The organism is Variovorax sp. R-27 (assembly GCF_049913215.1).
Lineage (GTDB): Bacteria > Pseudomonadota > Gammaproteobacteria > Burkholderiales > Burkholderiaceae_C > Variovorax.
The window spans coordinates 1,084,875-1,111,869 of the sequence record NZ_CP183984.1 but is presented as its reverse complement, the minus strand read 5'-3'; the positions used below and the strand labels follow the sequence as shown (position 1 = coordinate 1,111,869).

Here is a 26,995-nt window from a genome sequence, read left to right as displayed (position 1 = left end):
CATGCTCAACCTGAACCGTTTCGATCTCATCTCCCTGCGCCTTTTCGTCGCAGTCGTCGATGCAGGGAGCCTGACGGCGGGCGCGGATCGATTCGGCGTTTCGCTCCCGGCGGTGAGCAAGCGCATCACCGACCTCGAACGGCATTGCGGCGTCGCCCTGCTCCAGCGGGGGCAGCGCGGCGTGACCGCCACGCCGGAGGGACAGACCCTGCACCGGCACGCCATCGAGGTAATCGCGCGGCTGGAGCAACTCGTGCAGGCGGTCGACGATCTTCAATCGGGTGCCACCGGCCACCTGCGGTTGTGCGCCAATCCTTCAGCCTTCGGAGGCTTCCTGCCGAGCGTGCTGGCGGCGTATGCCCGCCGCTATCCCCATGTCGTGATCGACATGGAAGACGCATTGAGCGAGGACGGTATCCGCGCCGTGCTTAAAGGCACGGCGGAGCTTGCCGTCATCGGCGACAACGTTCCGCGTGAAGGCCTGGAGACCATCGTCTGCAATATCGACCAGCTGGTCCTGCTCGTGCCGGCAGGCCATGCGCTGGAGGGCCGGCAGAACGCCTCCATCGAGGACGTGTTCGACCACGACCTCGTCACGCTGGCACGAAGCGCGTCGCTCACGCGCAAGGTAATGGCGGCGGCAGACGCGGTACAGCGCACGCCCCGCATCCGGGTGCAGGTACGCAGCTTCGATTCGATGTGCCGCATGGTCGCATCGGGGCTGGGTCTGGCGATCCTGCCGCGCGCGGCCGCCGCGCTCTATGCCCAGGCCCTCGGCCTCGTGCAGGTTGGCCTCGCAGGCATCGAGATGGAGCGCGTGCTGCTGCTGGCCATGCGCAGCCGCTCGGAACTGTCCGTACCGGCAGCCGCCCTCGTGGAGATGATCGAAGGCACGGCCGCGTTCAGCGAAGCACAGCGCTCTCGGACGCCTGCCGGATGAGCCGGTCACGATCGGCAGGCAGAAGAAAGCCCTCGGCAAACGCCTTGCCGGCTGCGGCGCGAACCGCAGCCTCGTAGCCCTCGTGGCTGCCGTAGCGCTCCTCGAGCGACAGGCGCGGATCGCCGCGGGCGATGCGCTCGGCACGCGTTCGCGCGAACGGCACATAACCGCCCACGTAGTTGCACACCTGCCCCTGATGGAAACCCCCGGCGGTGATGTTGAAGCCCAGGTAGGTGCCCAGCGGCGCCATCACGAGCACGGTGGGCACGCCCCCGATCTCGTTGCCGTCGGCATCGACCTTCGGCACCTTCATCGGGATGACCTTCCTGATGACCGGCGGCACGCTGGTAGGCACGCCAGAAGCTTCCGCGTGATCGAATTGCGGGCCCCAGTCGTAGTCGAACACCGGAAACGCAAAGTTCTCCCGCTGGAAGATCGAGTCCGGAACGCCGGGCACGGCGCCCGGAAAGCCCATTGCGGCCCTGTTCGCGTCAACCAGTGTCTTGCCCGCCAGCGTGGGCCATCGGCTCGGCGGCGGCGGTGTGCCCTTCAACACCCAGTCGCGCATGGCCATGCGCAGCACGTTGGTGATCTCCGTGTGCGGCACCGGGTTCGCCGCCAGCGTGCCGCGGCCAAAGCTGTTGCCGGGGCAGATGGGGCTGGTGGGGCTGGTGGCAGTCTCCGGCGGCATGTGCGCGAAGCCACCAGATCCGCCGCCGTGGCTGCTGCTCGGCACGTAGTAGCGGCGAACGTTGCGGGGCAACGGAATGTCCGCGTCGCCGGCCGTGCCGATCCATTCCGGCGTCAGCTTCAGCGCGTACACCTCGGCCGACCCGAAATGCTCGATCACCTTCGGGCAGGTGCTGTTCTTGTCGCAACGCGAGAAGATGCTGCCGGTGGGCTGCTTGCGCACCGGGTCTGGCCAGTCCGCCCACCACTGCGGGCCTTCGCTGCCCTGCTGGTAAAGCTCCAGCACCCCGTCCGGCTGGGCCCAGCGCGAGTTCGCGGCCACCCGGCGGCCCGCGATGATCGGCCAGGCTCCGTCATAGACCATGCGGTTGCGTTCGTCCTGGTTCAGGCCCATGAAGATGAACTGCCGCACCATGTTTCCGGACTGCGACACACCCCGCACGGCCGTGCCCTTGACGAAGCCTGCAACCGGATTGCGCGTGCCGGAGTCGTCGGCGGCTTCGTAGCGGAAGAAGGTGCCGACGTCGCGGAATGCCGCCATCCCCACGCCCAGGACGTAGGCGTTCTGTGCCGGATACACCACCTGGTACAGCAGCTTGGGATCGAAGCCGTTGCGCAGACAGATATGCACCGGCAGGTTGCCAGGTGCGTTGGCGGGGTTGTTGTCGATCGGCGTACCGGGAAACGGGTTGCCGGCGTCGCATTTCGCGAATGCCCAGTCGCCCGGGGCGATGTCAGGCCCCTCGGTGACAACGCCGTCGACAGTCTCCTTCGTGTGCGTCTTCAGCGTCGCCTTGGTCGTGTCCAGCGTGGCCGGGAGATATGGCACAGGGTTCGTCTGCACCATCAGCGGCTTGGAGTCCGGGCCGCTCTGATTGACGATTCGCGCGAGCACATTGCCTGAGACGGCCACGCCACCCACCTTCGCGATGGGCGCCGCCACCCAATGATTGGTGCCCGAGGCGCGGTTGACAGGAACGCCTGTGTTGCCGGCGTTGTCCGCCTGCCAGCCGCTGCGCAGGCCAATGTCGCCCAGTTCGCGCTCTTCGACGACGATGGTTCCGGCGCCGCCGCGATTGGGTACGTCATGCCAGAGAAAGCCGCTGGCGCGGTTCATGTCGACCGGCTTCACCAGATTGAACGAGGTTTCGTAGCGCACCTTGCCATCGGCGTCCGCCCCCAGCTTGATGTCGGTAACGATGCTGTTGTGCGGATCGTTCGGGTCGAGCTCGCCGAAGGCGCGACCGCGGATCTGCTCGTACGGAATCGACTGCCCCGTGAGCGCCGAGACATCGTCGATCACGATGCGGGTGACACGGGCCTCGGCCGGTGCGGCAGCCACGATCGCCGCCACGGCCGCCACGGCCGCCGTGAGCCAATGCAGGCGTGACTGGCGCCCGCTCAGGTTTCTGGGGTGCATGCTGTCTCCTGTTTTTATGCTGCTCCGAACGTGTCGGCGCCTTGCATCCTCACGATTCGGAGGCACGCCGACAATTCGCGTCTTGTTTAGCCGGTCTTAACCGATGGTTAAGGACAGGCGCAGCGAGCGCTGCTACATCACCTTGACCGCACGCCCGATGAACTGGATCGGCCCCGTCGGCCGGTCGATAGGCGAGCCGCTCTCTGGCTCCAGCGTGAGCTCGAACAGCTGGTTCGGCTCCAGCGGCGGCAGCTTGTCGATGGGAATGCGCAGCGTCTGCCCCTGCTTGACCAGCCCCAGCGACACCGGTCCGCGCCACTGGTCGGCCTTGGTCCAGAACTGAAGCGCTTTCTGCGGCGGCACCTCGAACGTGCCCAGCGGCACCAGGCTCAGCTGGCGCGACGAGGTGGTCTGGATCACCCAGCCCGGCGACTTGTCCTGCGGGGCGACCAGCACCACCATGTACTGCGGCTGAGGCAACGGGCGCATGACGAGCACCGCAACCATCAGTGCGGCGGCAGCGAACCCGCCAGCGGCCAGGCCACGCCAGAGCTGAAGGTTGTTCCACCAGTTCGAGAAGGCCGACGGACGCGCAGGCTTCGGCTCTGCAACGTTGCCAAGGCTCTGCTCGATGCGCGCCCATAGCGCGGGCGACGGGTCCGTCGGCGGCGCAAGCGCGGTCAGTGGCAACAGCCGCGCCTCCCAACCCTGCACGGCTTCGCGCAAGGCCGGCTCGTTATGAATGCGCGCTTCGACCGCCGCACGCGCGCCAGCCGACAGCGTGCCCAGCACGTACTCGCCCGCCAGCGCGTCGATGTCGTCGTCGGCCGGGTTGTTGCTGCCGCTCATGCCATGCACTCCCGCAGCGCGCGCATGCCGCGCTGGATCCAGGCCTTCACCGTGCCCAACGGCGTTTGCAGCCGCTCGGCGATCTCGCCATGCGAGCAGCCTTCGACATACGCATAGAGGATGCAATCGCGCCGCGCCGGCTCCAGCCCTTTCAGGCAGTTGTCGAGCCTGCCCAGATCGGCGCGCAACTCGAACGGATCGCCAGCCGAGGCGTATGCCGCCAGCGCGGCCTGGTCGTCGATGGCTTCGGCAGCGTCTTCGCTCAGGTCCACCTGGCGCGCACCGCTGCGCACCATGTTCAGCGCCGCATTGCGCACCACGCTGTAGACCCACCCACGACCTTCGCCGCGCGCCGGATTGAAACTCTCCGCGCGCTGCCAGATGCTGATGAAGGCATCGTGCAGCACGTCTTCAGCCTGCTGGCGCTGGCGCACGATGCGCAGCGCCACGCCCATCAGGTAGCGGCTCTCGCGCTCGTACAGCTGCTGCAAAGCCTGGCGATCGCCGCGTGCGCAAGCCATGAGGGCGGCGTCGTAGTCGAAAGGCGCGACGGGAGGCGGCGGGTTTTGCACCGGCCGATGGTAGTGGAGCCAATGGCCCCACTGCTGAATCACCCGCCGATCAGGACGCCTTCCAGAAGATGTAGTCGGCCTGGTACTGCACGACCTGCTTCTGGCCCTTGGTGGCCGGCGTGCACGGCACGGCAGCCGGAGCCACGCCGCCCTGCAGCGCCACGCGCTGGATGTAGGTCACGCCAGTCATCGCGCCCGAGCCCACGGCCGGATTGGCCTTCACGAGCTGGAACGGCAGGCTGGTCGGCCCCGAGGGTGCGACAGCCAGCTGAGTGGCCGTGAGCTTGGAGCCGTCGTTCGACTCCCAGGTGGCCGGCGGGCCGTAGTACTTGCCGACCTGCTTGCCGCCGCGGTCCCACAGCTTGGCGTCAGGGCCGACGAACACCCATTCGGTCTGGCCGGGGGTGTTGGCCTTGTCGCGGCATTCATACGTGATGTCGCCCTTGCCGATGGTTTCCATGGCGACCTTGTTGCCGGCCGGCACCTGGATGGTTGGCGGCAGGCTGGACTGGTTGAAGGCGGGGCCTGAAGACATCGAGCCGCAGGCGGAGAGTACGGCGGCTGCGGCGGAGACGGTGCCGAGAATGGCGAGTGAACGGGCGGAACGGGAGGTGTGCATGGAAATACTCCTGGGTTGTAGATGGGCAGCAGCAGCTCCTCGCTGCTGAAGGGTCTACACGCCAGGAGTGGGTTTGGATGCAGGGGGTGTGAAAGATTTTTCTTGCAGACAACGAGCCCTGAATCGAATGTGCGTCGCACCGTGAAATACGAACGGCCGGTTGACGATAGACAACAGTGCTTACTCGCTCGGCCACGTACACCTCCTGGGTCATCAACTCTGGGTGTATTGAATGGATCGAGAAATTCGCGGCCCGCATCGCAGGCGCCACGTGAGAAGGAGCCAACCAACTGTCTGGCGGACTGCCTGGAATTTGGCTGCAGTCCTCGCAATGTTGGTCGCCCCATCCGCTTATGCATGTCGCCCGATCAAGGTCGCGTACGTTTACTTCGAGCGAAACTCCGCTGCGGTGTCCGCAGTGCAGGTCTCGAGCTTGGCGAACTGGATGGCCGATCTTCGGGTGAGGTATCCGAACCACGGGTCCATCACTCTCCATGCGTCTACCGAGCCCGGAGAGCATTCGCCTGATAGCCTGGGGATGGAGCGAGCACACAACGTTGCTCGCGTTCTCCGGGACAACCTTGGACTCGAAGAGACAAAGGTCCGTCTTCCCGAGCGGGCTCACGTGATTGCTCCCTTTTCGGTAACTAATCTGATGGGAGAGAAGAAGCGGGGCGTGAACGGCGTGGACCTCGAATTTCTGCCTGCTTGCCCGCATGAATGCCCTTGTCAAAGGGACGATCCGCTTTACAAGCCACCGGCACCGCAGTGACGAAGACCTTTGCGCTTTCAGCGCTTGAAACCCGGGATCGGGACTGGATTGCAATCAGGGAGGTCGGTCTGAAAGGGAACGAGATCGATCGCTGCATAGTTCCCATCTTTGAATGTCGATGAAGGCGAGCTGAGATGAGAGGTGATGTGAATCGGCACTTCATCCAGAAGCATCCGGAGCGCACGTTCCGTTTCCATGGCCCTGCGATCCGCAAGCGCCTTGGCTCCCTTGGCATTCGCAGGAGCGATCCCATCGACCCTGACGCTCTCCAGTCGCGGGAACTCCTTCCGCCACCTATCAAGCCAGCTAACCAGCCTCACTACTTCCGACTTCTCGAGGATGGCAGATGCAGGCGAAAAGTCGAGGTCGATGGCAAATGCGCGAGAACATGCCTGGGCGGTACTCGCTGCCAACATGCCGGTGAGCAAGAAGAAGATTGACGGCCTAACTCGCATAGCTGACTCCCAAAGCGACGTAGCTTGCAACGCTGTCGGCTTTCTTTGGCGCACACCGTGTCTCTTCAAAAATCGAAAACTACGGTCGGCGTGAAAAATTTCTAGCCGATTGACACTAGGCCACAGTGTCAACACGCGCTTCCTCCTACAACTCCCGGACACAACAGGGAGCTTTCAGGATGATGCGTAAATTTCTCGTGGTCGGCGATCCGCCAGCTCCTGGTGGGAGGGTGCTGCCCTACGATGGACCGATGCTCGATTTGTTTGGCCACCGCGCCGCGTTGATAGGCGGCAGGGCCTACTGCGAAGGATGCAACAGCGTTGGCATCATCGCGAAGGCAGGAGGGCCAAGACGTCCGCAGTTCATATCGGAGGTAGCGTTGGAGGGCGACGTGGTGGTGTGTCACTGTCCGGTGCCACAGCCCCTGCTCTCCAGGCTGCAGCAATCGACGGAGTATGACGATGGGCACTGGTATGCGAACGGTGTCACACCGAACGTGTCCGCGTTGGCCCTGATGGCGACTACGGCCTCGGCCCCGGAGATCGCAGCCTTCAAGAAGACCGTGGACGGCAACGTCACGCATCCACCAGAGGCCGAACAGACCGAGAACATCTGCCCGAACATGACGAACAAGGAGTTCGCTACGCTGGCAATGAGGCTGCGCGATATGGCGATCGACTACATCACAAAGAAGCGGCTGCCCGAACTGGAACGCTGGGACAAAGAAGCTCAGACTCGTGTGAAAGCGTGGTTTGCCGTCGCCGACCAGGACACCCGCGAACACCTGCAGAAAGGCTTGGCTGCATGCGTACGCGTACTGAAAGATTTAAAGCCCGAAAATTTTGTCCGCTTCATTGCGGGTGGAAAGCTGGCAACCTGCGTTATGGGCAGCACGTTCGGGACCGATGCTGCAGCGTGCAAGTCAGACACAGCCACACACACCATTGCGATCGCCCTCCCCTTCTGTTACTACGACGACAACGTGGTCAACTTCGACTCCGGCGTAGTCATGGATGCCAACTCGCAGCTCGTGGTCTTGATCCACGAAGTGACCCACTTCAACGACACCTTCGGATCGAATGACACCTGGAACGGAACAGCAAATTCAAGGCGACACGTGAGAAGCGAAAACCACGCGGCCCTTCTATCCAATGCAGACAGCATCGTGGCCTACATACTTGGTGTCCCATGAAAAGATACCTCCTGCCCATTTGGCACGTGACTGCAATCCTCTTGGTGTTGGTTGCCGCGCCTTCCGCCCACGCCTGCAGTCCGATGAAGGTCATTGGTGTGTACTTCGATCGCGACTCCGCCACGGTATCCGCGGCACAAGTGTCGAGGCTGGCCAATTGGATGGCCGACCTGCGCGCGAGATATCCGAGCCATGAATCCATCGACATCAGCGCCTCCGCCGAACCCGGCGAACAGTCCCCAAGCAACCTGGCGATGGAACGAGCGCGCAATGTTGCACGCGTTCTCCGGGAAAACCTGCAGTTCGATGGAGTGAAGATCTATCTACCGGACCAGGGCTATGTCAAAAAGTCCGTGTCCGCATATCTCAAACAGTTGGAGAAGAGTCAAGGCGTCAGGGCCGTGCAACTCGACTTTCTTCCTGCCTGTCCGCATGAATGCTCGTGCCAAGCGGGTGCCCCCCTCTACGAACCGAAGGCTCCCGCACAATGAAAGGCCAATTCCTTGCCCTCGCCTGTACTCTGACTCCCGCATGGGCAGTCGCGTGCTCGTTCGCCGGCCTCCAGCACGATCTGCAGTTCACCCCCGCAAGCACGCATCTGGAACCGCAGCAGGTCCTCTCGCTGACGAACTGGTTTGTCGAGCAGCAGAACCCGAAAAGGGCGACCGGCGGCATCTACCGCGCCGACATCTATGCCGGCGCCATCAAGGACGATGCCGCTTCGCTGAAGAAAGCGAACCTCCGGCTTGCCGAGATCGCCGATCTGTTGAGAACCTTGAGCACCACGGCCTCCGTCGAAGTGCAGGGGCATATCGATGAATTCGAAAGCCAGGCGATAAGGCACCCGGAGCGTCTGGATGTTCTGAACGCAACCGTTCAACCCGCGTGTGCCAAAACAGTCTCATGCTGCAAATGGTCTGAAGGACCTGCCGCGCCGCCCAGGCAGCAGTAAGCCGATGCACCGACGAATCATCTGGGCTTTGGCCACGACCCTCGCTGCGGGGCAAGCAACGGCATGCAGCTACATCGTGGCGACTCAGATCAGCTTTGAAAGCGGCGCGGCGGAACTGGATCGATCGCAGATCGTCAAGCTTTCGGAGTGGCTAACCCGTTCCTATGCAGCCTTTCCCAAGTACACGGGCGCGGGGGTAGAAACCGGCGCTTCTGGCGCCGTTCCCAGCGAGGCAAAGGCGTTGGCTGAACTGCGTGCGGCCAACACGGTAAGAGCGCTGCGTGTGTTGCTGCGCACCGACCTTCCCGTGGAGACGTACTCCCGGGCATACCGCTCTCCAAAGAGCCCATTCGGAGAGAGCAACGATTTCGCTGCGCTCCATCTCTATCCTGATGTTGAGGGACTGAAGCTACCGAGGTGCCATTCGCACATGGGCGCGGTCGTTGTGTGGGAGGTTCAACGGCTGAGCTGAACGATCACGTCGATGGTGTGCTCTGCGCAGCGAAATAAAGGAGGAGTCCGAAGGACGGGGGACATTCGCGGAGCAGAGCACGCCGTCGGCGTGAGCGCGCCCCGACAAAGCCCCATGAGCTGTTTGAAACGCGCTCTCACCCCTTCCCCCGTATCAACTGCGCCACCAACAATGGCTGCTGAGGGAGGCAGGCGCACCGACTGCCTGATCGATCGCTCCCGCCCCAGCGTGCCGCATCAGAGCTCGTTGCAATAGCTACTGACAGGCGCCCCAGCCAGCTCAGCCGCCATCGTGTCCCAAGCGCCGGACGACACCACGCCCGCGATATGCGCCTCATGCTTGCTCCGTGACTCCCACGACTCGACCAGCGTGAACACGCAGTCGTTGTCGCCGTGCCCGAACAACTGCACACCACGGCATCCATCCGCCGATGGCAGCGACTGCTTGACCTGCTGCATGAGTTGGGCAAACGCGGATGCGCGCTCGGGCTTGGCTTCGAAAGTGATGATGACGTTAATCGGGTTCATGAGAATTTCTTTGTCGTTTGCTTGAAGAAAAAGGCAGACGGCAGGTTAGCCAGCGCCCTCCCCCGCGCCAAGGCACGAAGCTGCGAAGAAATTGACCATGGCTGCGAAAGACGCAGCCGCCCCACGTCAGTCAATCAGTCGGTCAGTCAATCAGCCCGACTGAACGCGCCGCACGTACTCGGCAGGCGTTGCCTCGAAGCGCCTGCGAAACGCGCGATTGAAATGCGCCGCGCTCTCGAAGCCCACCTTCGCAGCCGCATCGCCGGGCCGCAGCCCCGCGCCCAGCATCAGCATGCGCGCCTCTTCCAGGCGCAGGTCGCGAATGCAGCGCATCGGCGTGACACCGGCCACCTCGCGAAAGCTGTGCGCGAAGTGCGAAGGGCTCATGTGCACGTGGCTGGCGATCTCGGCCACCGACAGTGGCCGGCCCAGATGGCGGCGCATGAAGGCGATGGCCGTCTGTATGCGTGCACCGGCCTTGGTAACGGCGCCCGCGCTGCGGATGGCGGCCGCGGCCTCGGAGCGCAGCAGCCGCAACACGATTTCTTCAACCGCCAGCGGCGCGAGCGTGCGGCGATCCACCGGGTCGTCGGCCGCCAGCAGCAGGCGGGCGAAGGCCTCGACCACCTCTGGCCCCACCGCAGCCGTGAAGTTCTCGGTCACACGGGCGGGCTCGGCCAGCGTGCCGCTTTCTGCCAGCGCGACGAAAGACTTCACCAGCATGTCGAGCGGCAGGTCGAGATGAATAGCGAGGTACGGATGCTCGGTGCTCGCCCCCACGACCGTGCCGAGGCACGCCACCTCGGCCCCGAGCACCAGGCACTGCGTGGCGCCGTAGTCGAGCGAACGACGGTCGCCGAGGTGCGCGGTCTTGCGGCCCTGCAAGACCACCACCACGCCCGGCGTGAGGCGCTGGGTTTTCTCGTAACGCACCGGGCGCGAGAACCGGTAGCAGCGCAGCCCCGGATACAGCGCATCGGTGCGGCCGTCCGCAGGGGTTCGCGCCGCGACCATGTCGCGCAGACGGGCCCAGGCGGCGGTGGGAAGGGCCTCGGGCTTGTTGTCGGCGACGGACGAAGCTGGCATCGGTTTTGTTGTGGGGAGCAGAAGAAAAGCGAGATGCGCAGCGTAGTCGGCCGGTGCTATTGGGTGCTGCCGATGTTCTGTCGCAGCGCTTCGCGCACTGCGCTGGTGGCGCCATTGACGGTATCGATGCGAGCCAGCAGTGCGTCGTTGAGTAGCCCCAGCAAAGCGCTCAGTTCGGTGCGACTGGGGGTGAGCACCTCGCTGTCGTTCAGGGCGCTGGTGTCGACGAGCTTCTTGAGTGCGCTGTAGGCGCGCATCACGTCGTTGAGGGTGTCGGCGTCGTCGCAGGCTTGGAGAGCGAGGTCGTCGAGATCAATTGGCGCGGGGTTGAGAGAAGCGGAAGGAACGCGAGATTGCACGCGGGTGCGAGCAGATTCAGCCATGAAATGGTCTCCAAGATTCGCAGGGGCTTCATCAGGCTTCCAAACCCGGCCGCGCTACCTAGCGCAACGAAGGCAGTATATCTGCGTGTTCATCCATAAAACTTAAGCCAGAAGCCCATCAACAGCCGCTTATAGACCAAGTTGGTTTTCTATATATTTTTGTATCAGCCCCACCGCAACATCACCGGTTTTCTTACCGACTGCGATAAGAAAAGCGGTGAGTCGCTGCTTTGCTTTAAGTCGATCAACCTTATCAACTCCTTTGTCCGCAACTTCATACACCGCTGTTTCTAGCTCTCTCTGCTGAGAACCGCCGTGCTGAGAAACAAGCTCAAGTAGTTGGCGCTGCTCTTCAACAAAGTGCTGGTTGCCATGAATCTCATCCGCTATAACACCATTCACAGTACCTATGAATTGAGGCTTGAAGTTATAGATTATGTTCGCGGAACCTTGTGCAGATGCCGGAGGAATCCCTCCAAGTGATTGAGCGGGCATAGGCAGTACTCCCTTGACAACAGGTATTGCCAAATTAACCAACGCCTCAATCGCTCGCCAATCCTCGGGGGAAGGATCGAGATCAATGAACTCAGATTCAAGCCGCTGCCGGATTGCAATGATCTTCGACTCGGCTTCATGCTTGATGTCCAGCTGCAAGCGCTTGGCTTCTTTGGAGTAACGTGTAAGTAGCCTTGTCGTTTCTCGAGGGTCTAATTTTTTTGAGGCCAAAAGACCCGCCGCGGCATCCGTATCTGAGGCACAAAGATTCATTAATTGGGAGAATTCGTTGAATTCTTGAACGAGATTATTTTGCCCTTCAGGCGGCTGACCATGGAACTCGTAAATAGTTCCGTGATCCGTCCTCTTTTGGTCCAATCTGACCCTCAACTGATCTACTTTCGCCAAATAATCTTGAAAAAGCTGAAGAAATGTGTCAGCTTCCCCTGACCACAGGCGCCCGCTCGGCACATAGAGACGAAAAATTAAATTGCGATCGACGTCATTTAAAAATGCTTCCGCCAAAACCGTAACATCAGCCCTTCGCTTATAAGGCACGAGCTCCACGCCACATGAACGAAGAAATTCGATAGCCTGCTCCATGACCTGTCGCTCCGGATATGGAGAATATTCTTCGCGAAATCTATCAGTTTGCTCGCCGACAAAAACATCTTCGAAGATATATATCTGATTCGGCACTGAGCCGACTGCCCTGAAAAGGCAATCTCGAGCCGACAGGTAGTCTTCGTGAACAATCAAATTCAATATATCAGGAGTAATCTTTCCAACGACAGCCGATATTTTAAAATAATCAAAAAGCTTAGCAGCAGCTTCCCAATTCTCAGAATGCGAGGCTAAGATTTTTTTCTTGTATTGCCTGCCGCTGGATTTTAAGGCACTTACGATACCTTCATGATCGACCCAGCCCAATAGCAAGACCAATGGCTTCGCAAAATCTAGGACATACTCAAACTCCGCCTCCGGTTCGAGTTCTTCAAAGTTGTTAGTCATAAAAACCCCAAGCGCCCAAAATCTTAAAGGCACCAAGCGCTCACTTCACCTTCAAGCATCAATAAAACAATCAAGGAAAACTCAATCAGATCAAAGAAATATGTTGCCGAGAAAAATCAAAAACCCGATCGCGCATCCATCAAATTATTCAAGCGAGCCTTTCCTCAAGCCAAACAAGTTCGCGGCGATACAGTGCGACATCAGCTGCATCGATTGGTTTTGCATGCGCGTCCGGTCTATCATTCAACAAGGCAATAGCAGATTCAAATCTTTTCTTATCGCCAAATATTTTTTCAAATGAATCCCAATGCTTAGCAATAATGGCGCCCAAATCTTTCCAAAATACTTTATTCAATAACGCATCACCGCTGAGAGAAGCGAGCTCAGTGCGCTCGCGCTGGGGCAGCGCCTTAAGCACCTTGTCGACCCAGTTCTCACCGGTCAAAGCAGTAAATTTCAACGAAACATGAATGAACTCTCGCAACTTTCTCTCAACCGTGTTGCGCCGTCGATTGATCACAGCCAATTCCTCCGCCCATTCCTCCTGCCCTAATTGAAGCTGCCCGATTGATGTTTCTGGTAAATCTATAGATTCTTGTACTGAAAGCTCCAAGCTGCTGATTGCGGTCAAGCCAGCGCGAATCATATGGCTCGTCACGGTAACACCATCAGGCACTTGACTGGCCAGCCCATAGCGCAATAGCAATTTTCCTTCCACAAGAGGAAGATGAGGAACAGCTGCAGCTCTTTGCAACAATTCAATTGGCTCCGCTGTTTTACGTCGGAGATCTTCAAGTGCAACTTTCGCGGCATCTACACCTTCGGCATCAACAAATTCTTTGAGAAGGCGTGCAACCAATTCCGATTCAAGCACGCGCGGTCGGCCATGTATATCAATAGCTCTGTGAATATAGGAGCCGGCAAGTCTGATCCAATAAGGGAAATCTCCGCAAACTTCAGCGAGCTTTGATTGATCTTCCTCTGCGAGAACCAATCCGCACCTGCGGCAGAGATCCTTGATCATTTGCTGCGAGGCGTGCCTTGCAAAAGGCGCCAGGTAACCTTCGGGGACAAAATGAAGTACCGAATTCTCGATGCCTTCAAAGCTTTCAACTCGAAATGCGTGAGATGAAACCCCGGACACCAGCACTGACAGAGGAAATCCCATCCTTTGAGCTTCCTGATATACAACTCTAAACTCCCTCCAAAAGATATTGAAATCCTTCCTCCAATGTGAGCGCGTTGGAGAGGCTGGAGTTACATAGTCGACTTCATCAAAAATAATTGCCAGTGGTTTCGGATCCTTCATCGACCAGAGATCATCAAATACTGGCACCAAATCCTTGTCGCTTCTCTTTAGCGCTTCCGTAATGTGCGCATATCCACGAGTTGCGGCCATCCGTGTGACCTTCGCCACGGCCTTCAAGGCATCCGCGGCACGCAATCCATTAAAACCATCCACCGAGCAATCGATCATTGCGACTCTTGGATCACCGCTTTCTCTAGCAAGAGTGACCACTCTGTTTATTAGCGAGGTTTTTCCTAACTTACGAATTCCAAAGATTGAAATAATTCGCCCATTTTGCAATTGTCGCAAAGTTTCCAGCGCACTATTACGGCGACCAAAGAATTCCGAATCGGCAAGTACAGGGCCTGTAAGGGAAAAAGGATCGTGGGTAAAAAGGTCGCCCGCGAGCCTCCTACGAAGAGCATCCGCCGTTGGTATAGCCCCAGCTTTGGAGCGGTGGATTGGAACAACCCTATAGCCAAGCTCTCGCCCCCAGTTTCGAAGTTTTTCATCGCCCGCCCGGTCGGCATGAACAACAAATAAAAATGCCGGATCTAAACGGCCATTACTGGCAGAAATAATCGACTCGGCTACATGCAGAGTCCGCACCTGAACGTCTGTCACGTTAACAATTAGCGCTAAAACCTCGCGATCCAAAAGAAGAGCATCTGCAATATTTCGCGTTGGTTTGCAATGCAAAACCACATATTTCCAGCCGCTCACCTCGTGCCGCCGATATGCCTCAATTGTGAATAACCCATCTAGTGCATTGGCAAATTCGCACGCTAGTGTGTTGCGCGCTAAGTTGGCACGAATATCTTCATGAACGTTTAGCAAATGGGCCATCTGTGTTCCTCCAGTTTTTCTGCCTAATTTCTTCAACAGCGTTCGCCTACTAGGCGGCCGGTAACGTTGCCCGCTCTGGCGTAGTGCACCAGTAACCATTGCAGCGGAAATGCGAGGCGTCGGCCATCCCGTAACCACCTAGGGTTTCGAAGCAAAAAAAGCTGTAGGTCTGAGCGATTTTCCGTAACCAATGGTCGGTGACGCTGTTGGACGGTGCCTGCGCCGCCGCATTGCTTTCACGGGGATATCTAAGGACCTGGGGACGATTCACAGCAAACCGATCCAAGACGCATGGCTCAAGACTTCTCATCACGCCTTCTCGCCGCCGCAGACAGCTGCCCACTCTATCCAGCAACGAAAGAAACATACTAATTTTTGATTTCCATGCAACTATCTTCTGCCCCAACCCCCGTTTATCCGCAAAGGTAACCGCAAGACACTCCTCTACATCCAAGAAGGAGTGCTCTCATGCCAATCGCCTTGCTCGCGCTGACCCTCAGCGCCTTCGCCATCGGAACGACCGAGTTCGTCATCGTTGGCCTCATCCCCACTGTGGCCGCCGACCTCGGCATCGGCCTTCCATCGGCCGGCCTGCTGGTCAGCCTCTATGCGCTGGGCGTTGCCATTGGCGCGCCGGTGCTCACCGCCCTCACGGGCAAGCTGCCGCGCAAGGCGCTGCTGCTCGGGCTGATGGCGCTGTTCACGGTCGGCAATCTGCTGGCGTGGAAGGCGCCGAGCTATGAATCGCTGATTGCCGCCCGCGTGCTCACGGGGCTGGCGCACGGGGTGTTCTTCTCCATTGGCTCGACCATTGCCACCGGCCTGGTGCCGAAGGAAAAGGCAGCGAGCGCCATCGCGATCATGTTCACGGGCCTCACAGTGGCGCTGGTCACGGGCGTGCCGCTGGGCACGTTCATCGGGCAGCACTTCGGCTGGCGCGAGACTTTCCTGGCCGTGTCGGCGCTGGGCGTTGTCGCCTTCATCGGCAGCTGGATCTTCGTGCCCAGCAACATCCGCCACACGCCGCCGGCCTCGTTGGCGCAGCAAGCCAAGGTGCTGGCCGAGCCGCGCCTGTTGCTGGTGTATGCGAAGACGGCCATCGGCTATGGCGGCTCGTTCATTCCGTTCACGTTTCTCGCGCCGATCCTTACCGACGTGTCTGGCTTCAGTGCCGGCGCTGTGGGCTGGGTGATGCTGGTGTACGGCGTTTCGGTGGCGGTGGGCAACATCTGGGGCGGCAAGCTGGCCGACCGCATGGGCCCGATTCCGGCGCTGAAGATCATCTTCGCGCTGCTGGCCGCGGTGCTGCTGGTGTTCAACTTCGCGGCGCCGCACAAGTGGCTGGCCCTGCTGGCGGTGCTGATGTGGGGCGCGGTGGCTTTCGGCAACGTGCCGGGGCTGCAGGTGTATGTGGTGAAGCAAGCCGAACGCTTCACGCCGCAGGCGGTAGACGTGGCCTCGGGCCTGAACATCGCGGCTTTCAACCTGGGCATTGCCGGCGCGGCCTGGGCCGGTGGGCTGATCGTGACGCACCTTGGGCTGATGCATACGCCGTGGATTGGCGCGCTGGTGGTGCTGGTTTCGCTGGCCCTCACGCAGTGGAGCGGCACGCTTGATCGGCGTGCCGGCATTCCGGTTCGCGCCTCGGGGCCGGTGCCGGTCGGTCACTGAACCCGCTCTTTTTTTCAACACACAAGGACAACACACATCATGAACACGAACAACAACCCCATTCCCGCCTTCGGCCTCGGCACCTTCCGCCTGAAGGGCCAGGTGGTCATCGACTCGGTGAAGAACGGCCTCGACGTGGGCTACCGCACCATCGACACGGCCCAGATCTACGGCAACGAAGCCGAGGTAGGCCAAGCCATTGCCGAAAGCGGCGTGGCCCGCAGCAGCCTCTTCATCACCACCAAGATCTGGACCGACAACTACGCCAAAGACAAGCTGGTGCCCAGCCTGAAAGACAGCCTCGCCAAGCTGCGCACAGACCATGTCGACCTCACGCTCATCCACTGGCCCTCGCCCGGCAACGCAGTGCCGGTAGCCGAGTTCATGGGTGCGCTGGCCGAGGCCAAGGCGCAGGGGCTCACGAAGCACATTGGCGTGTCTAACTTCAACATCGCGCTGATGAAGGAAGCCATTGCGGCCGTGGGCGCGGAGCAGATCGCCACCAACCAGATCGAGCTGCACCCCTATCTGCAGAACCGCAAGGTGGCTGAATTCGCGAAGAGCCAGGGCATTCACATCACTTCTTACATGACGCTGGCTTACGGCAAGGTGCTGGGCGACCCGGTTGTCGAAGCGATTGCCAAGGCGCACGGCGCGACCACAGCGCAGGTGGTGCTGGCGTGGGCGATGCAGCTGGGCTACGCGGTGATTCCGTCGTCCACCAAGCGTGCGAACCTTGAAGGCAATCTGAAGGCTCTGCAGTTGAGGCTGACGGACGAGGAAATGGCGCAGATTGCGGCACTCGACCGCAATGAGCGCCTGACAGACCCGGCCGGTCTGTCGCCGGCCTGGGACTGAGCTCCCGACGCTCTTCCTCTCAACCCGCGCTGCCCACGGGCTTGAACCCCCAGGCCTGCGCCCGGAACCCGGTGAAGCTGATAGGGCCGGCCACGGCGCTGGCTTCCACCTTGTTGTCGGCGAGCCCGATGACCAGCGGCGCATTCGAATTGCTCGCCCCGGACTTGCACTGGATGTACCAGTAGCCGGGCTCCTCGGTGGACAGCAGGCTCCAGAGTTGCCTGTCGGCATCGGACAGGCCGACGGGCATCATCACGACGGGCGTGGGCACGACCGGGGAGTCGGGCTGCAACGTCAAGACGAACCCGGTGCCCATCTTTGTCTGCAGGTACCACCAGCCCGGTGCCTGGGGTGCGGGAACGAACAACCATTGCTGGTTGCCGACCTGCGGCAGCTTGAGCGTGTACCCGATGACCCCTGCGCCCTTGGCGGGGTTGTTGCCGCTCACGTCCAGCACGTAGTGGTCGCCTGGCAGGTACTGGATGTTGTAGGGCCCGAGGTCCAAGTTCTCCACGGGGATAGCGGGTGCTGGCGCTGCAGCACCTGTTGCGGTGATCGACATTGTCGTTTCTCCTTTCCTGGAATGCGTTTGCTTGCAGGTGATGCTCAGGTCCGCACCGAGCCGAGCGCGTGTTCGACCCAGTACAGCTGCAGCAGGGCTTCGGCGTCCGCGGTGTCCGCGTTCGCGCCCTTGTCCTGCAGCAGCTGCAGGGCCTGCGGGTAGACCGTGTTCTCCGGAATGAAGAAGGGCAGCGTCGGGTTGATGTTGATGTAGCGATCGCCCAGCAGCATCTTGGCGAGCATCGGCATGAGTTCGGTCGAAGTGCCGTTCAGGCTCATGTCGAGCACCGGCGACGACTTCAACTGGTTCATGAGGAACGGCGGCGAATTGTTGAAGGGATTCGCATCGCCGTTCATCCACTGGTCCGCACCCCAGCCGTGGGTATCGCTGGCAACCCAGTCGGGCATGTAGCCAGTGCCGAAGGTGATGGCGGTAATGTCCTCGAGTGCATGGCCCGCCTTCACCGCCAGGGCGATTGCCGCGACCGTGGGGTCGTGGTTGAAGAAGCAGCCGTCGACGTTGCCGTCGAGCGAGCCCAGTTGCCCGGGCATCGCGCCGCTCGACGTGGCCGCCTTGGCGATGGTCACGTCGCCATGGTCGGGGATCATGTTCGTGTACATGACCGGCTGCCACGGTATGGCCGTCTGCACGGAGTTCTGCACTTCGAGTCCGCCGACATTGAAGGTCACGAAGAGCGCTTTCTTCAGGTAGATATCCTGGACCTTCGCGTCGCCATGCAGCGCAAGCTGCGAAGCGTAGACCTCGTCGATCGAATACGCGGGCGCCTTCGGATCGGTGTTCATCTTTTGGTAGAACCCGATCTCCCCGTTCTGGGAGGTGAAGAGATTGATGATGTCTTGCGGCGTCTTTCCCGCCAATAGCTCACTCGTGATGATCGAGCCCGTCGAGCATCCCGCGATGAGGTCGGTGTTGTCGATGATCTGAGGGAACTTCGCGTACAGCTTGTTCAGGACCGATACCGGCATCAACCCTCGTATGCCGCCGCCGACAAACGAGAGGATGGTGAATTTCTGCTTTTCCGCCATTGCCAACTCCTTTCAAGAGAAATGACTTCCATGAAATAAATTCCCGGCCGGGGAAGCGGAGTCTGGGCGCTGGTTGCGTTTGTCGCTACGAGTGAAATCCCGTTCAATCCATCAGCGTAATTCCGAAGGCCGCGCAACGATTCGGAACGCACCACAGTGGGACAGAAGTTGCGCGAAGGTACTCGTCTTCATGCAGCTGAGTTGCGAAATTCGTCGAGCGCGTACCTAAGTTCGCGCTCTTCATCAGAGGTCAACGCGAGCACCAGGTTGCGAAACTCGGCCTGATAGCAGGGCAGCATCAGCGCAGCGGTGAGCGCGTGGGTATTGCTCCTGCTTCTGCTGTTGTTGTTTGCGATGTGCGCGTGGCACGCGGCGATGCTTCGATAGATGGCGAGCGCCTGTGCAACCAGTGCGCAGGGTTGCGTTGTCGCGGTGTTCCTGATGCTGCTCATGCCGACTCCTCATCGCGCGCTTCGTATCGCGCCGTGAGGCAACTCTATTCACGCTGGCTTGCAGCGGGGAGTAACAACATCGTCGTGAATCGGGGCGGCTGCCGCGCCGCCCGCCTCGATCGCGTGGGCTCAGGAACCCCGTCGCGTCGCAGCCCAGTCCGAAAGAATCTGCACAGCCTCGCTGTCGAGCTTCTGCTCCGCAGGAAGGCTGCGCTGTGCAAGCGTGGCACCAGCTTCGGCGCGAAGCGCATCGACATCGATGGGGTGCCGCGCCGCCACAGTCACACCCTTGAATGCCTCGCCCGACTGCGCGAGCGACGCGGCGTAGTACAGCTTGGCGATGCCCGCGATGTGCATCGCCGCCACGCACATGGCACAAGGCTCGCACGAGGTGTAGAGCTCGCAGCCCGACAGGTTGACGGTGCCGAGCTTGCGGCAGGCGTCGCGGATGGCTTCGACTTCGCCGTGCGAGGTGGGGTCTGAATGCGCGACGGAATGGTTGAAGCCTTCGCCGACGATCACGCCGTCTTTGACGACGACTGCGCCGAAGGGCTCGGTGCCTGGCTCCTGGAGCGCTTGTGCCGAGAGGGCCAGTGCGCGTTGCATGAATTGCTGTTGGTACATGGTGTTCAGGCCTTTCTGGTGCTGCTGTCTAGCGCCGTGAGCGTGTTGGTGGCGTGGTGCGCTTTCGGCGAGAAGAGCCCAGCCGTTGCCGCGGCATAGCGCCGCGGATCGAAGCACAGCATGAGCGGCAGCAGCAGCACCACGACTACGGCAAGGTAAGCCCATGCAAGCGCGAAGCCGCCAGTGTGCTCGCGCACCCAGCCGGTTACGAAGGGCGCGAGCGCGGCGATCATGAAGCCTACGCCCTGCATGAAGCCCGCGAGCGCGCCGGCCTGTGCGGGGTCTGGCAGGTGATCGAGCGCCAGCACCATGCACAGCGAGAATGCACCGCCGAGGCCGAAGCCCAGCACGACGGCGATGGCGACGGCCGGCACGGGCGCATCGAAGGTCAGCGCGCAGAAGCCCGCCAGTTGCGCAACCAGCGTGAGCACCAGCCAGGGCCGCAGGTCGCGCCCCCGGCTGCGCGCGATGGCGGGCATGGCGAGCGCGGCGACCACCTGCGCAGCCGTCATCAGTGCAAGCACCGAGCCGCCCTGCTGTGCGGTCCAGCCCTGCTGGGCATAGAAGTGCGGCAGCCACGCGACGAGGCTGGTATAGCCGCCGTTGATGAGGCCGAAGCACGCAGCCAGCAGCCATGCGCGGCGGCTTGCGAAGCAGCGCAGCCACGAGAGGTTCTGGCGCGGCGCATCGGCGACAGTAAATTCCATGCGCCGCATGTTGAGCCAATACAGCAGCGCGAAGGTTGCGAGCAGGGCCCAGATCGAGAGGCCCGCGTGCCAGTCGGGCTGCGCGCCGCCGATTGCGTGCGCCACCCACGGGCTGGCCATGGCGCCGAGCCCGCCGCCGCCCATGATTGCAGCGGAGTAGAGCCCCGTCATCACGCCGATGCGCGTCGGATAGGCCTGCTTCACCACGCCGGGCATCAGCGCCTGCACCAGCCCGACACCCGCGCCCGCGAGCGCCGCGCTCCACAGCAGTGCAGCCGCGCCGCCCGCCACATAGCGGCTCGCACAAGCGAAGGCAATGGCCCCGAGCCCGAGCGCGACACCGCCGCGCGCGCCGATGCGCTGGCCCACTGCCGCGCCGCACAGCGACGTGGCTCCCATCGCGAACATCGGCAGCACCGTGAGCAGCGCCACCGCATGAAAGCCGATGCCGGTCGCAAGGCGTATGGGTTCGAGCAGCGGGCTGCTCGACGTGAGAAAGGCACGCAGGTTCAGCGCCACCAGCACGATCACTACCGCGAAGGCGACGCCTCCGTCACGACTGCGCACTGCCCTCACAAGGCAGCCACGTCGGCCTGCAGCACGCCGTTGCGCGCCACGATGCGGCCGCCCGCCACCACCAGCTTGCGCACGGGCCGCGACACCACGGCCTGCGCGACCGTCTGCGCATCGACCAGCACCAGGTCGGCGCGGTTGCCGGGCACGAGGCCGTAGGCCTCGAAGCCGCAGCCGCGCGCGCCGGAGTGCGTGACGGTGTCGAGTGCGACTTCGATCTCGTCGTCGCGGCGCAGGTTGTAGCGCAGGCCGATGATCATGGCGCGCTCGAGCATGTCGGGGTTGCCGTAGGGCGACCAGGTGTCGCGGATGCCGTCATTGCCGCCGAGCACAGTCACACCGGCCTGCCGGCAGGCCATGAGCGGTGGCACGGTGCGCGAAGGCGGCGCGCTGGTGACGAGCACCACGCCGAGTCTGGCCATGCGCGCGAGCAGCGCGTCGCGCTCTCGTTCGCTCACGTCGCCCAGACAGAAGCCGTGGCTGATGGCCACCCTGCCCTGCATGCCCAGCGCCTCTGTGCGCTGCAGGATGAGGTCGAGCGAGAACGCGCCCATGGCGCCGGGCTCGTGCAGGTGGATGTCGATGGGGCGCTGGTGCTTTTCGGCAATGCCGAACAGCACGTCGAGCGACTTCACCGGGTCGCCGTCGATGGCGCAGGGGTCGAGGCCGCCGAGCACGTCTGCGCCCAGCGCCAGCGACTGGTCGAGCAGCTCGGCCGTGCCGGGGCGGCCCAGCAGGCCCGATTGCGGGAAGGCGACGATCTGGATCTGCTGCACGTCGCGCAGCGCCTCGCGCGTGCGCAGGGTGCCTTCAAGGTGGCGCAGGCCGGCCTGCGTGTCGACGTCGACGTGCGTGCGCAGCCGCGTGGTGCCGAGTGCGAGAAAGGCCTTGGCGAGCACCAGCGACTGCGTGGCCGCGTCGTGCCCGCTGGAGTGGCGAAAGGCGCGCTCGTTCTCGATCTTGTCGGTGAGGTTGGTGCCGACTTCGTTGCGGTACCAGTCCATGCCCCACATCGTCTTGTCGAGGTGGGTGTGGCCTTCGACGAGGCCGGGCAGCAGCAAGGCGCCCTGCCCGTCTTCGATGGTGGCGCCGGCCGGTGCGGCAAGCGCGGTGCCGATCTCGGCAATGCGCCCGTCCTGCACCCGCACGTCGACCGGGGAGGCGCCCATGGGGCGCACGTTGCGGATCAGGAGCGATGGCATGTTGAAAGTCCGTTCGTTGAAAGCATCAGGCAGGTTGCGCTGCAACGGTACGCGGCACGATGCGCGCCGTGAAGAGCGCCACGATCACGAACACCAGCGCATTCGTCGCCAGCGCCACGAGCCCGATGTTGAGCGACTTGAAGACGACCGGTGCAGCCGGGAACAGCGTACCCAGGTTCGAGCTGGTGGTCATCATGAAGGCCAGCACCGCGCCGCCCGCCAGGATGCCCGCGAAGGCTGCGTGCTTGTTGCCGAAGGGCTTCTTCATGAGGCTGAACAGCAGCGAGGGCAACAGCTGCGTGAGCAGGCTCGACGCGAAGATGGCCACCGACACGATGGTGGTGCCGCCGCGCAGCACGAAGTACACCGCCACCAGTGCAAACACAGGCAGCACGCCGCGCGCCACGCGCGACACCTGCTTGTCGGTGGCATTGTGGGCGAAGCCTTCCTTGTAGACGTTCTTGCCGATCACGGTGGAGGCCGTGAGCAGAATCATCGAGCCCGGCACCAGTGCGGTGAGCACGCCCGTGCCGCCGATCACGCCGACGAACCATGGGTCGAAGGTGTGCTTTGCCAGCCCGAACAGCGCAAGGTCGACCTCCGAGCCCTTGAGCCCAGGCACCTGCAGGATGGCCGCGAAGCCGACGAGGAACAGGAAGGCGATGACCACCTGGTACAGCGGCATCAGGATGGTGTTGCGGCGCACCGCGCTCGCGCTCCTGGCGGCATACACCGAGGTGAGGTTGAACGGGTACAGGTAGTAGCCCAGCGCCGTCAGCAGGATGGTCGAGTTGTACCAGGTGAGGTTCAGGCCTTCTTTCGGGAACTCGAAGAAGCTGGAGTTGGCCGCGTGGATGGCGGTGAACATGGGCGTGACGCCGCCGTAGTAGTGCCACGGCAGGTAGATGCCGAGGAACACGGCGAGCGCGAGGATGAGCACGTCTTTCACGATGGCGATGCTGGCCGAGCCATGGATGCCCGAGAAGAGGATGTAGCTCACCATGACCACGGTGCCGATCCAGATGGCCACCTGCGGCGCGATGGAGCCGTATGAAGCTTCCGACACGATGATGCCGAGCCCGCGCAGCTGGATGGTCAGCAGCGCGACCATGCCCATGAGCGCGACGATGGACACCAGCACGCCGAGCGGGCGGCTGTCGTACTTGTGCGCGAAGAAGTCGGAGAACGACACCAGCTTGTGCGCGGTGGCGTAGCGCCAGATGGCCGGCAGCATCCAGAAGGCCATGAGGTAGGCCAGCCCGCCGTAGGCCAGGATGTAGAAGGCCGGCGAGCCCTTGCTGTAAGACCAGCCGCTGGCGCCCAAAAAGGTGAAGGTGGAAAACGATTCGCCCGCCATCAGCAGGAACACCATGATCGCGCCCAGCCCGCGCCCGCCGAGCGCCCATTGCTCCAGGCTCATGGTGCGGCCGCGCCGCGCGAGCACCGCGAGGCCCAGCGCACCGACGACGAACAGGGCAATCACGCCGAGTGCGGCGTTCATCGGGCTTCTCCGTTGGCCGCTGTGGGCGCATCGAGGTCGCCTTCGGCGCGGTCGATGACCACCATGATCAGCGAGGTCAGCACCAGCCAGCTGACGTTCCACACCATCAGGAAGGGCATGCCGAACGCAAAGGTGGGCGCGACGGAGGACAGCCATCCCCCGCTGAAGAAAGCGGCTACCGGCAGCGCGGCCAGCCATTTGACGGATTTCATGGGTTGCCTCGATTCCTGTTCTGGTTGAGATTCGAATTCAGTTTTGGTTGACCATATACAATTATTTTGGTTAACCAAACGAGTCGAATGGTACGGAGCGAGAGGGGCCGAGTCAATCCGGGGGATTTCCCGGAGGCGACACGGCGCGGGCAATAATCCCCACGCCTATGCCTTCCACCGCACGCAAATCCCCCACTTCCGCCGCCCCTGCAGAGCCCACCGACGCCGACGAAGCCAACGTGGACGAACGCGTCTACGCCGCCGTGTCGAAGGCACTGCTCAGCGGCAAGCTGCGCCCCGGCACTCCCCTGCGCGAACGCGCGCTGGCCGAGGCGCTGGGCTGCACGCGCGGTGCGGTGCGCAAGGTGCTGGCGCGGCTGGGTTCCGAAAAACGGCTGGTGCTGGAGCACAACCGCGGCGCCTTCGTGCCCAACCCGTCCATCGACGACATGCGCGGCATCTACCGCGCGCGCCGCATCGTCGAAGCCGGGCTGGTGACTACGCTGTTCGGCAACCTGGAACGCGAGCAGGTGGCCGCGCTGCGCAAGCACGTGCAGGCAGAGCAGAAGGCGTTCAAGGAAGGCCGGCGTGAAGACTCGATCCGCCTGGCAGGCGACTTTCACCTGCTGCTGGCGGAGATGGCGGGCAGTGACGAGCTGCTCTCGTATATTCGCCGGCTGATTTCGAACACCGAGCTCTACAAGGCGCTGTACGACTCCGCCGAGGCCGCAAGCTGCGCGCCGCGCGAGCATGAGCAGATCATCGAGGTGCTGACGACGGGCCAGTCGCTCGACAAGGCGCTGGCCGTGGCGCTGGAGCACCTCGACGAGCTGGAGCAGCGCGTCATCGCAGGCGCGGCAGCCGAGCAGGAGGTGGACCTGGCAACGCTGCTGAACGGCGGCGACACCACCGCGCACGGGCACAGCCACTGAGGCATCCACGCTTCGCTCGCGGGCGAAGTGTCGGTTGGCAGGGCTCGCGATGATCGGCGCCATGCACACACTCTCCTCCGCCAGCAAGCCCCACACCAACGTCGCCTTCGAATGGGCACTGCTCGCGCTGCTGGCCACCTGCTGGGGCGCTTCGTACACCTTCATCAAGATCGGCGTGGCGACGATCCCGCCGGTCACGCTGATTGCGGCGCGCACGTTGATTGCCGGCTTGCTGCTGCTTGCGGTGCTGCGCATGCGCGGCGTGAAGCTGCCGACGGAGCCGGCGATGTGGTGGCGCTTCGCACTGCAGGCCTGCCTGAACAGCGTGCTGCCCTTCACTCTCATTGCGTGGGCTGAACGCAGCGTGGATGCGGGCCTGGCGACCATCCTCAACTCGACCTCGCCGATCTTCATCTTCCTGCTGGGGCTGGGCCTTGGCGGCTCCGAGAGGCTCACGCTGCGGTGCCTGTTCGGCGTGGGCGCGGGGCTGGCGGGCATCTGCCTCATCGTCGGCTTCGAGGCGCTGAACGGGCTCGGGCATTCGCTGCTCGCGCAACTCGGGCTGGTGGCCGCCGCCGTCTGCTACGGCTGCGCCGCGATGTTCGGCCGCGTGTTCAAGGGGCTGGACCCGATGGTGCCGGCCGCCGGCTCGCTGCTGAGCGGCACGGCGATGTTGCTGCCCGCGAGCCTTGTCATCGACCGGCCGTGGACGCTCGCGCCGTCTGCCGCTTCGACGATGGCGGTGCTGGCACTCGCTGTGCTGTCCACCGCGCTGGCCTTCACGATCTACTTCCGGCTCATCAAGACGCTGGGGCCGATGTCGACGGCTGCGCAGGCTTATCTGCGCGTGCCTATCGGCGTGATGATCGGCGTGGTATTTCTTGGCGAGGCACCGGCGCCCACGGCGTGGGCCGGCCTTGCATGCATCATGGCCGGCGTGATCGCGATGACGATGCCGGCGCGCCGGGCGTGAACTGAACCACGGCCCGTAGCTGGCAACTCAGTCGATGCTGATGTTCGCGGCCTTCGCGACCTCGGCCCACTTCACGCGGTTGTCGTGCACGGTCTTCTTGAACTGTGCCGGCGACTCGATGCGCACGGTGTTGCCCTGGCTCTCGAAGCGCTCGCGGATCTCGGGCTGCTCCAGCACCGCCTTCACGGCGGCATTGAGTTTGTCGACGATCTGCGGGTCGGTGCCCTTGGGCGCGAAGATGCCGAACCAGATCGAGCTGTCGAAGCCCTTGGTGCCCGGCAGGCCGCTTGATGCGATGGTGGGCACTTCTTTCACTGCCGGCACGGCCGCGGCGGTGGTCACGCCCAGCAGGCGCACCTTGCCGGCCTTGTAGTGCGGAAGAATGGTCTGCACCTGGTTCATGATGCAGCAGGTTTCGCCGCGCACCACCGAGGTAATGGCCTCGGGGCCGCCCTTGTAGGGCACGTGCACCATGTTCAGGCCCAGGCGCGAATTGAATTCGGCAAAGGCCATGTGCGTGCCTGCGCCGTTGCCTGTAGACGCATAGTTGTACTTGCCGGGGTTGGCCTTGACCAGCTCGACGAATTCCTTCAAGGTCTTGGCGTTGATCACGTCGGGATTGATGGTGAGCACGTTCGACACGTCGAGCACCGGCGCCACCGGAATGAAGTCGGCTTCCACATCGAAGGGCAGCTTCTTGTAGAGCGCGGCGTTGCTGCCGTGCGTGGCGGCTGTGCCGAAGGCAAGCGTGTAGCCGTCGGGTTTCGAGTGGGCCACGTAGTCGCTGGCGATGTTGCCTGCGGCGCCGGACTTGTAGTCGATGACGACGGGCCGCCCGAGCTGCTTTGCCAGCGGCTCCTGGATGACGCGGGCCACCACGTCGACGCCCGAGCCGGCCGGAAAGCCCATGATCAGCGTGACGGGTTGTTGCGGCCAGTCCTGTTGAGCGAGGGCGGCGGGCACGACGAGCGAGGCCGCTGCCAGCAGCAATACACGGCGGGCAAGACGAGTGAGTGGAGAATGGGCCATGACAGTCTTTCGGTCGTTCAGTCTTTTGTCTTCAATGCAGACGGTGCAGGCGCGAATTGTGGCGCGCCGCTGATGCCCGATTC

At 62.3% G+C, this 26,995-nt stretch carries 28 protein-coding genes; 9 read left to right on the top strand and 19 right to left on the bottom strand.

The window, feature by feature from the left end; genetic code table 11:
- Nucleotide 1: 1 nt before the first annotated feature.
- Nucleotides 2-940: a LysR family transcriptional regulator gene (locus ACN9MV_RS04950; protein WP_426391490.1), complete on the top strand. Its 939-nt coding sequence runs from the start codon at nucleotides 2-4 to the stop codon at nucleotides 938-940.
- Here the strand turns inward: ACN9MV_RS04950 and ACN9MV_RS04945 are convergent.
- The 5 genes from ACN9MV_RS04945 to ACN9MV_RS04925 all read right to left on the bottom strand — a co-directional run bounded on the left by ACN9MV_RS04945 (nucleotide 903) and on the right by ACN9MV_RS04925 (nucleotide 6,290).
- Nucleotides 903-3,050: an alpha/beta hydrolase domain-containing protein gene (locus tag ACN9MV_RS04945; RefSeq protein ID WP_426391488.1), complete on the bottom strand. Its 2,148-nt coding sequence runs from the start codon at nucleotides 3,048-3,050 to the stop codon at nucleotides 903-905. The two genes, ACN9MV_RS04950 and ACN9MV_RS04945, sit on opposite strands and share 38 nt — an antisense overlap.
- A gap of 132 nt (nucleotides 3,051-3,182) precedes the next feature.
- Nucleotides 3,183-3,899 carry an anti-sigma factor gene (locus tag ACN9MV_RS04940; RefSeq protein WP_426391487.1) on the bottom strand — a complete coding sequence of 239 codons (717 nt, stop codon included), beginning with the start codon at nucleotides 3,897-3,899 and terminating at the stop codon, nucleotides 3,183-3,185.
- Nucleotides 3,896-4,420, bottom strand: coding sequence for a sigma-70 family RNA polymerase sigma factor (locus tag ACN9MV_RS04935; RefSeq protein ID WP_426393145.1), 525 nt, complete (start codon nucleotides 4,418-4,420; stop codon nucleotides 3,896-3,898). Before ACN9MV_RS04935 ends, ACN9MV_RS04940 begins: the two co-directional genes overlap by 4 nt.
- Before the next feature lie 100 nt (nucleotides 4,421-4,520).
- The gene (locus tag ACN9MV_RS04930; RefSeq protein ID WP_426391486.1) at nucleotides 4,521-5,090 is read right to left on the bottom strand and encodes a DUF3455 domain-containing protein; all 570 of its coding nucleotides are present in this window, start codon (nucleotides 5,088-5,090) and stop codon (nucleotides 4,521-4,523) included.
- A gap of 789 nt (nucleotides 5,091-5,879) precedes the next feature.
- Nucleotides 5,880-6,290, bottom strand: a complete 411-nt coding sequence (locus ACN9MV_RS04925; RefSeq protein WP_426391485.1) for a hypothetical protein — start codon at nucleotides 6,288-6,290, stop codon at nucleotides 5,880-5,882.
- 206 nt (nucleotides 6,291-6,496) lie between these two features.
- On the opposite strand from ACN9MV_RS04925, the gene ACN9MV_RS04920 reads away from it, so the two are divergent.
- The 4 genes from ACN9MV_RS04920 (at nucleotide 6,497) to ACN9MV_RS04905 (ending at nucleotide 8,934) form a co-directional block, all read left to right on the top strand.
- Nucleotides 6,497-7,510, top strand: coding sequence for a M35 family metallo-endopeptidase (locus tag ACN9MV_RS04920; RefSeq protein ID WP_426391484.1), 1,014 nt, complete (start codon nucleotides 6,497-6,499; stop codon nucleotides 7,508-7,510).
- The gene (locus ACN9MV_RS04915; protein ID WP_426391483.1) at nucleotides 7,507-8,001 is read left to right on the top strand and encodes a hypothetical protein; all 495 of its coding nucleotides are present in this window, start codon (nucleotides 7,507-7,509) and stop codon (nucleotides 7,999-8,001) included. Before ACN9MV_RS04920 ends, ACN9MV_RS04915 begins: the two co-directional genes overlap by 4 nt.
- Nucleotides 7,998-8,462 (top strand): hypothetical protein, encoded by a 465-nt coding sequence (locus ACN9MV_RS04910; RefSeq protein WP_426391482.1) that lies wholly within the window; start codon nucleotides 7,998-8,000, stop codon nucleotides 8,460-8,462. The genes ACN9MV_RS04915 and ACN9MV_RS04910 overlap by 4 nt, the downstream gene beginning before the upstream one ends.
- Before the next feature lie 76 nt (nucleotides 8,463-8,538).
- Nucleotides 8,539-8,934 carry a hypothetical protein gene (locus tag ACN9MV_RS04905; RefSeq protein WP_426391481.1) on the top strand — a complete coding sequence of 132 codons (396 nt, stop codon included), beginning with the start codon at nucleotides 8,539-8,541 and terminating at the stop codon, nucleotides 8,932-8,934.
- 236 nt (nucleotides 8,935-9,170) lie between these two features.
- Here the strand turns inward: ACN9MV_RS04905 and ACN9MV_RS04900 are convergent, their stop codons facing one another.
- From ACN9MV_RS04900 to ACN9MV_RS04880, 5 genes are all read right to left on the bottom strand, one after another.
- A complete protein-coding gene (locus ACN9MV_RS04900) occupies nucleotides 9,171-9,461 on the bottom strand; it encodes a putative quinol monooxygenase (protein ID WP_093173098.1) in 291 nt (96 codons plus the stop codon).
- A 150-nt stretch (nucleotides 9,462-9,611) separates the two neighbouring features.
- A complete protein-coding gene (locus ACN9MV_RS04895) occupies nucleotides 9,612-10,547 on the bottom strand; it encodes an AraC family transcriptional regulator (RefSeq protein ID WP_426391480.1) in 936 nt (311 codons plus the stop codon).
- A 56-nt stretch (nucleotides 10,548-10,603) separates the two neighbouring features.
- On the bottom strand, nucleotides 10,604-10,930 hold the full coding sequence (locus ACN9MV_RS04890) for a hypothetical protein (protein WP_426391479.1): 327 nt from the start codon (nucleotides 10,928-10,930) through the stop codon (nucleotides 10,604-10,606).
- 129 nt (nucleotides 10,931-11,059) lie between these two features.
- The gene (locus tag ACN9MV_RS04885; RefSeq protein WP_426391478.1) at nucleotides 11,060-12,436 is read right to left on the bottom strand and encodes a hypothetical protein; all 1,377 of its coding nucleotides are present in this window, start codon (nucleotides 12,434-12,436) and stop codon (nucleotides 11,060-11,062) included.
- A gap of 148 nt (nucleotides 12,437-12,584) precedes the next feature.
- Complete coding sequence (locus ACN9MV_RS04880; protein WP_426391477.1) at nucleotides 12,585-14,570, bottom strand: hypothetical protein; 1,986 nt, start codon at nucleotides 14,568-14,570, stop codon at nucleotides 12,585-12,587.
- A gap of 468 nt (nucleotides 14,571-15,038) precedes the next feature.
- Between ACN9MV_RS04880 and ACN9MV_RS04875 the strand changes: the two genes are divergently transcribed.
- Nucleotides 15,039-16,241 (top strand): MFS transporter, encoded by a 1,203-nt coding sequence (locus ACN9MV_RS04875; protein ID WP_426391476.1) that lies wholly within the window; start codon nucleotides 15,039-15,041, stop codon nucleotides 16,239-16,241.
- 39 nt (nucleotides 16,242-16,280) lie between these two features.
- Complete coding sequence (dkgB, locus tag ACN9MV_RS04870) at nucleotides 16,281-17,099, top strand: 2,5-didehydrogluconate reductase DkgB (RefSeq protein WP_426391475.1); 819 nt, start codon at nucleotides 16,281-16,283, stop codon at nucleotides 17,097-17,099.
- Nucleotides 17,100-17,118: 19 nt separating this feature from the next.
- Here dkgB and ACN9MV_RS04865 read toward each other — a convergent pair whose 3' ends face one another.
- The 8 genes from ACN9MV_RS04865 to ACN9MV_RS04830 all read right to left on the bottom strand — a co-directional run bounded on the left by ACN9MV_RS04865 (nucleotide 17,119) and on the right by ACN9MV_RS04830 (nucleotide 23,978).
- Complete coding sequence (locus ACN9MV_RS04865) at nucleotides 17,119-17,613, bottom strand: hypothetical protein (protein ID WP_426391474.1); 495 nt, start codon at nucleotides 17,611-17,613, stop codon at nucleotides 17,119-17,121.
- Nucleotides 17,614-17,705: 92 nt separating this feature from the next.
- Nucleotides 17,706-18,707 (bottom strand): patatin-like phospholipase family protein, encoded by a 1,002-nt coding sequence (locus tag ACN9MV_RS04860; RefSeq protein ID WP_426391473.1) that lies wholly within the window; start codon nucleotides 18,705-18,707, stop codon nucleotides 17,706-17,708.
- Nucleotides 18,708-18,895: 188 nt separating this feature from the next.
- Nucleotides 18,896-19,159 carry a hypothetical protein gene (locus tag ACN9MV_RS04855; protein WP_426391472.1) on the bottom strand — a complete coding sequence of 88 codons (264 nt, stop codon included), beginning with the start codon at nucleotides 19,157-19,159 and terminating at the stop codon, nucleotides 18,896-18,898.
- 129 nt (nucleotides 19,160-19,288) lie between these two features.
- Nucleotides 19,289-19,783, bottom strand: a complete 495-nt coding sequence (locus tag ACN9MV_RS04850; protein ID WP_426391471.1) for a nucleoside deaminase — start codon at nucleotides 19,781-19,783, stop codon at nucleotides 19,289-19,291.
- A 5-nt stretch (nucleotides 19,784-19,788) separates the two neighbouring features.
- Nucleotides 19,789-21,057, bottom strand: a complete 1,269-nt coding sequence (locus ACN9MV_RS04845; protein WP_426391470.1) for a cyanate transporter — start codon at nucleotides 21,055-21,057, stop codon at nucleotides 19,789-19,791.
- Nucleotides 21,058-21,062: 5 nt separating this feature from the next.
- Nucleotides 21,063-22,265: an amidohydrolase family protein gene (locus tag ACN9MV_RS04840; protein WP_426391469.1), complete on the bottom strand. Its 1,203-nt coding sequence runs from the start codon at nucleotides 22,263-22,265 to the stop codon at nucleotides 21,063-21,065.
- A 25-nt stretch (nucleotides 22,266-22,290) separates the two neighbouring features.
- Nucleotides 22,291-23,766 carry a sodium:solute symporter family protein gene (locus ACN9MV_RS04835; RefSeq protein ID WP_426391468.1) on the bottom strand — a complete coding sequence of 492 codons (1,476 nt, stop codon included), beginning with the start codon at nucleotides 23,764-23,766 and terminating at the stop codon, nucleotides 22,291-22,293.
- The gene (locus ACN9MV_RS04830) at nucleotides 23,763-23,978 is read right to left on the bottom strand and encodes a DUF3311 domain-containing protein (protein WP_426391467.1); all 216 of its coding nucleotides are present in this window, start codon (nucleotides 23,976-23,978) and stop codon (nucleotides 23,763-23,765) included. The genes ACN9MV_RS04835 and ACN9MV_RS04830 overlap by 4 nt, the downstream gene beginning before the upstream one ends.
- Nucleotides 23,979-24,145: 167 nt before the next feature.
- On the opposite strand from ACN9MV_RS04830, the gene ACN9MV_RS04825 reads away from it, so the two are divergent.
- Nucleotides 24,146-24,910, top strand: coding sequence for a GntR family transcriptional regulator (locus tag ACN9MV_RS04825; RefSeq protein WP_426391466.1), 765 nt, complete (start codon nucleotides 24,146-24,148; stop codon nucleotides 24,908-24,910).
- 61 nt (nucleotides 24,911-24,971) lie between these two features.
- On the top strand, nucleotides 24,972-25,883 hold the full coding sequence (locus ACN9MV_RS04820; RefSeq protein ID WP_426391465.1) for a DMT family transporter: 912 nt from the start codon (nucleotides 24,972-24,974) through the stop codon (nucleotides 25,881-25,883).
- 27 nt (nucleotides 25,884-25,910) lie between these two features.
- Here the strand turns inward: ACN9MV_RS04820 and ACN9MV_RS04815 are convergent, their stop codons facing one another.
- Nucleotides 25,911-26,912 carry a Bug family tripartite tricarboxylate transporter substrate binding protein gene (locus ACN9MV_RS04815; RefSeq protein ID WP_426391463.1) on the bottom strand — a complete coding sequence of 334 codons (1,002 nt, stop codon included), beginning with the start codon at nucleotides 26,910-26,912 and terminating at the stop codon, nucleotides 25,911-25,913.
- Nucleotides 26,913-26,995 lie beyond the last annotated feature (83 nt).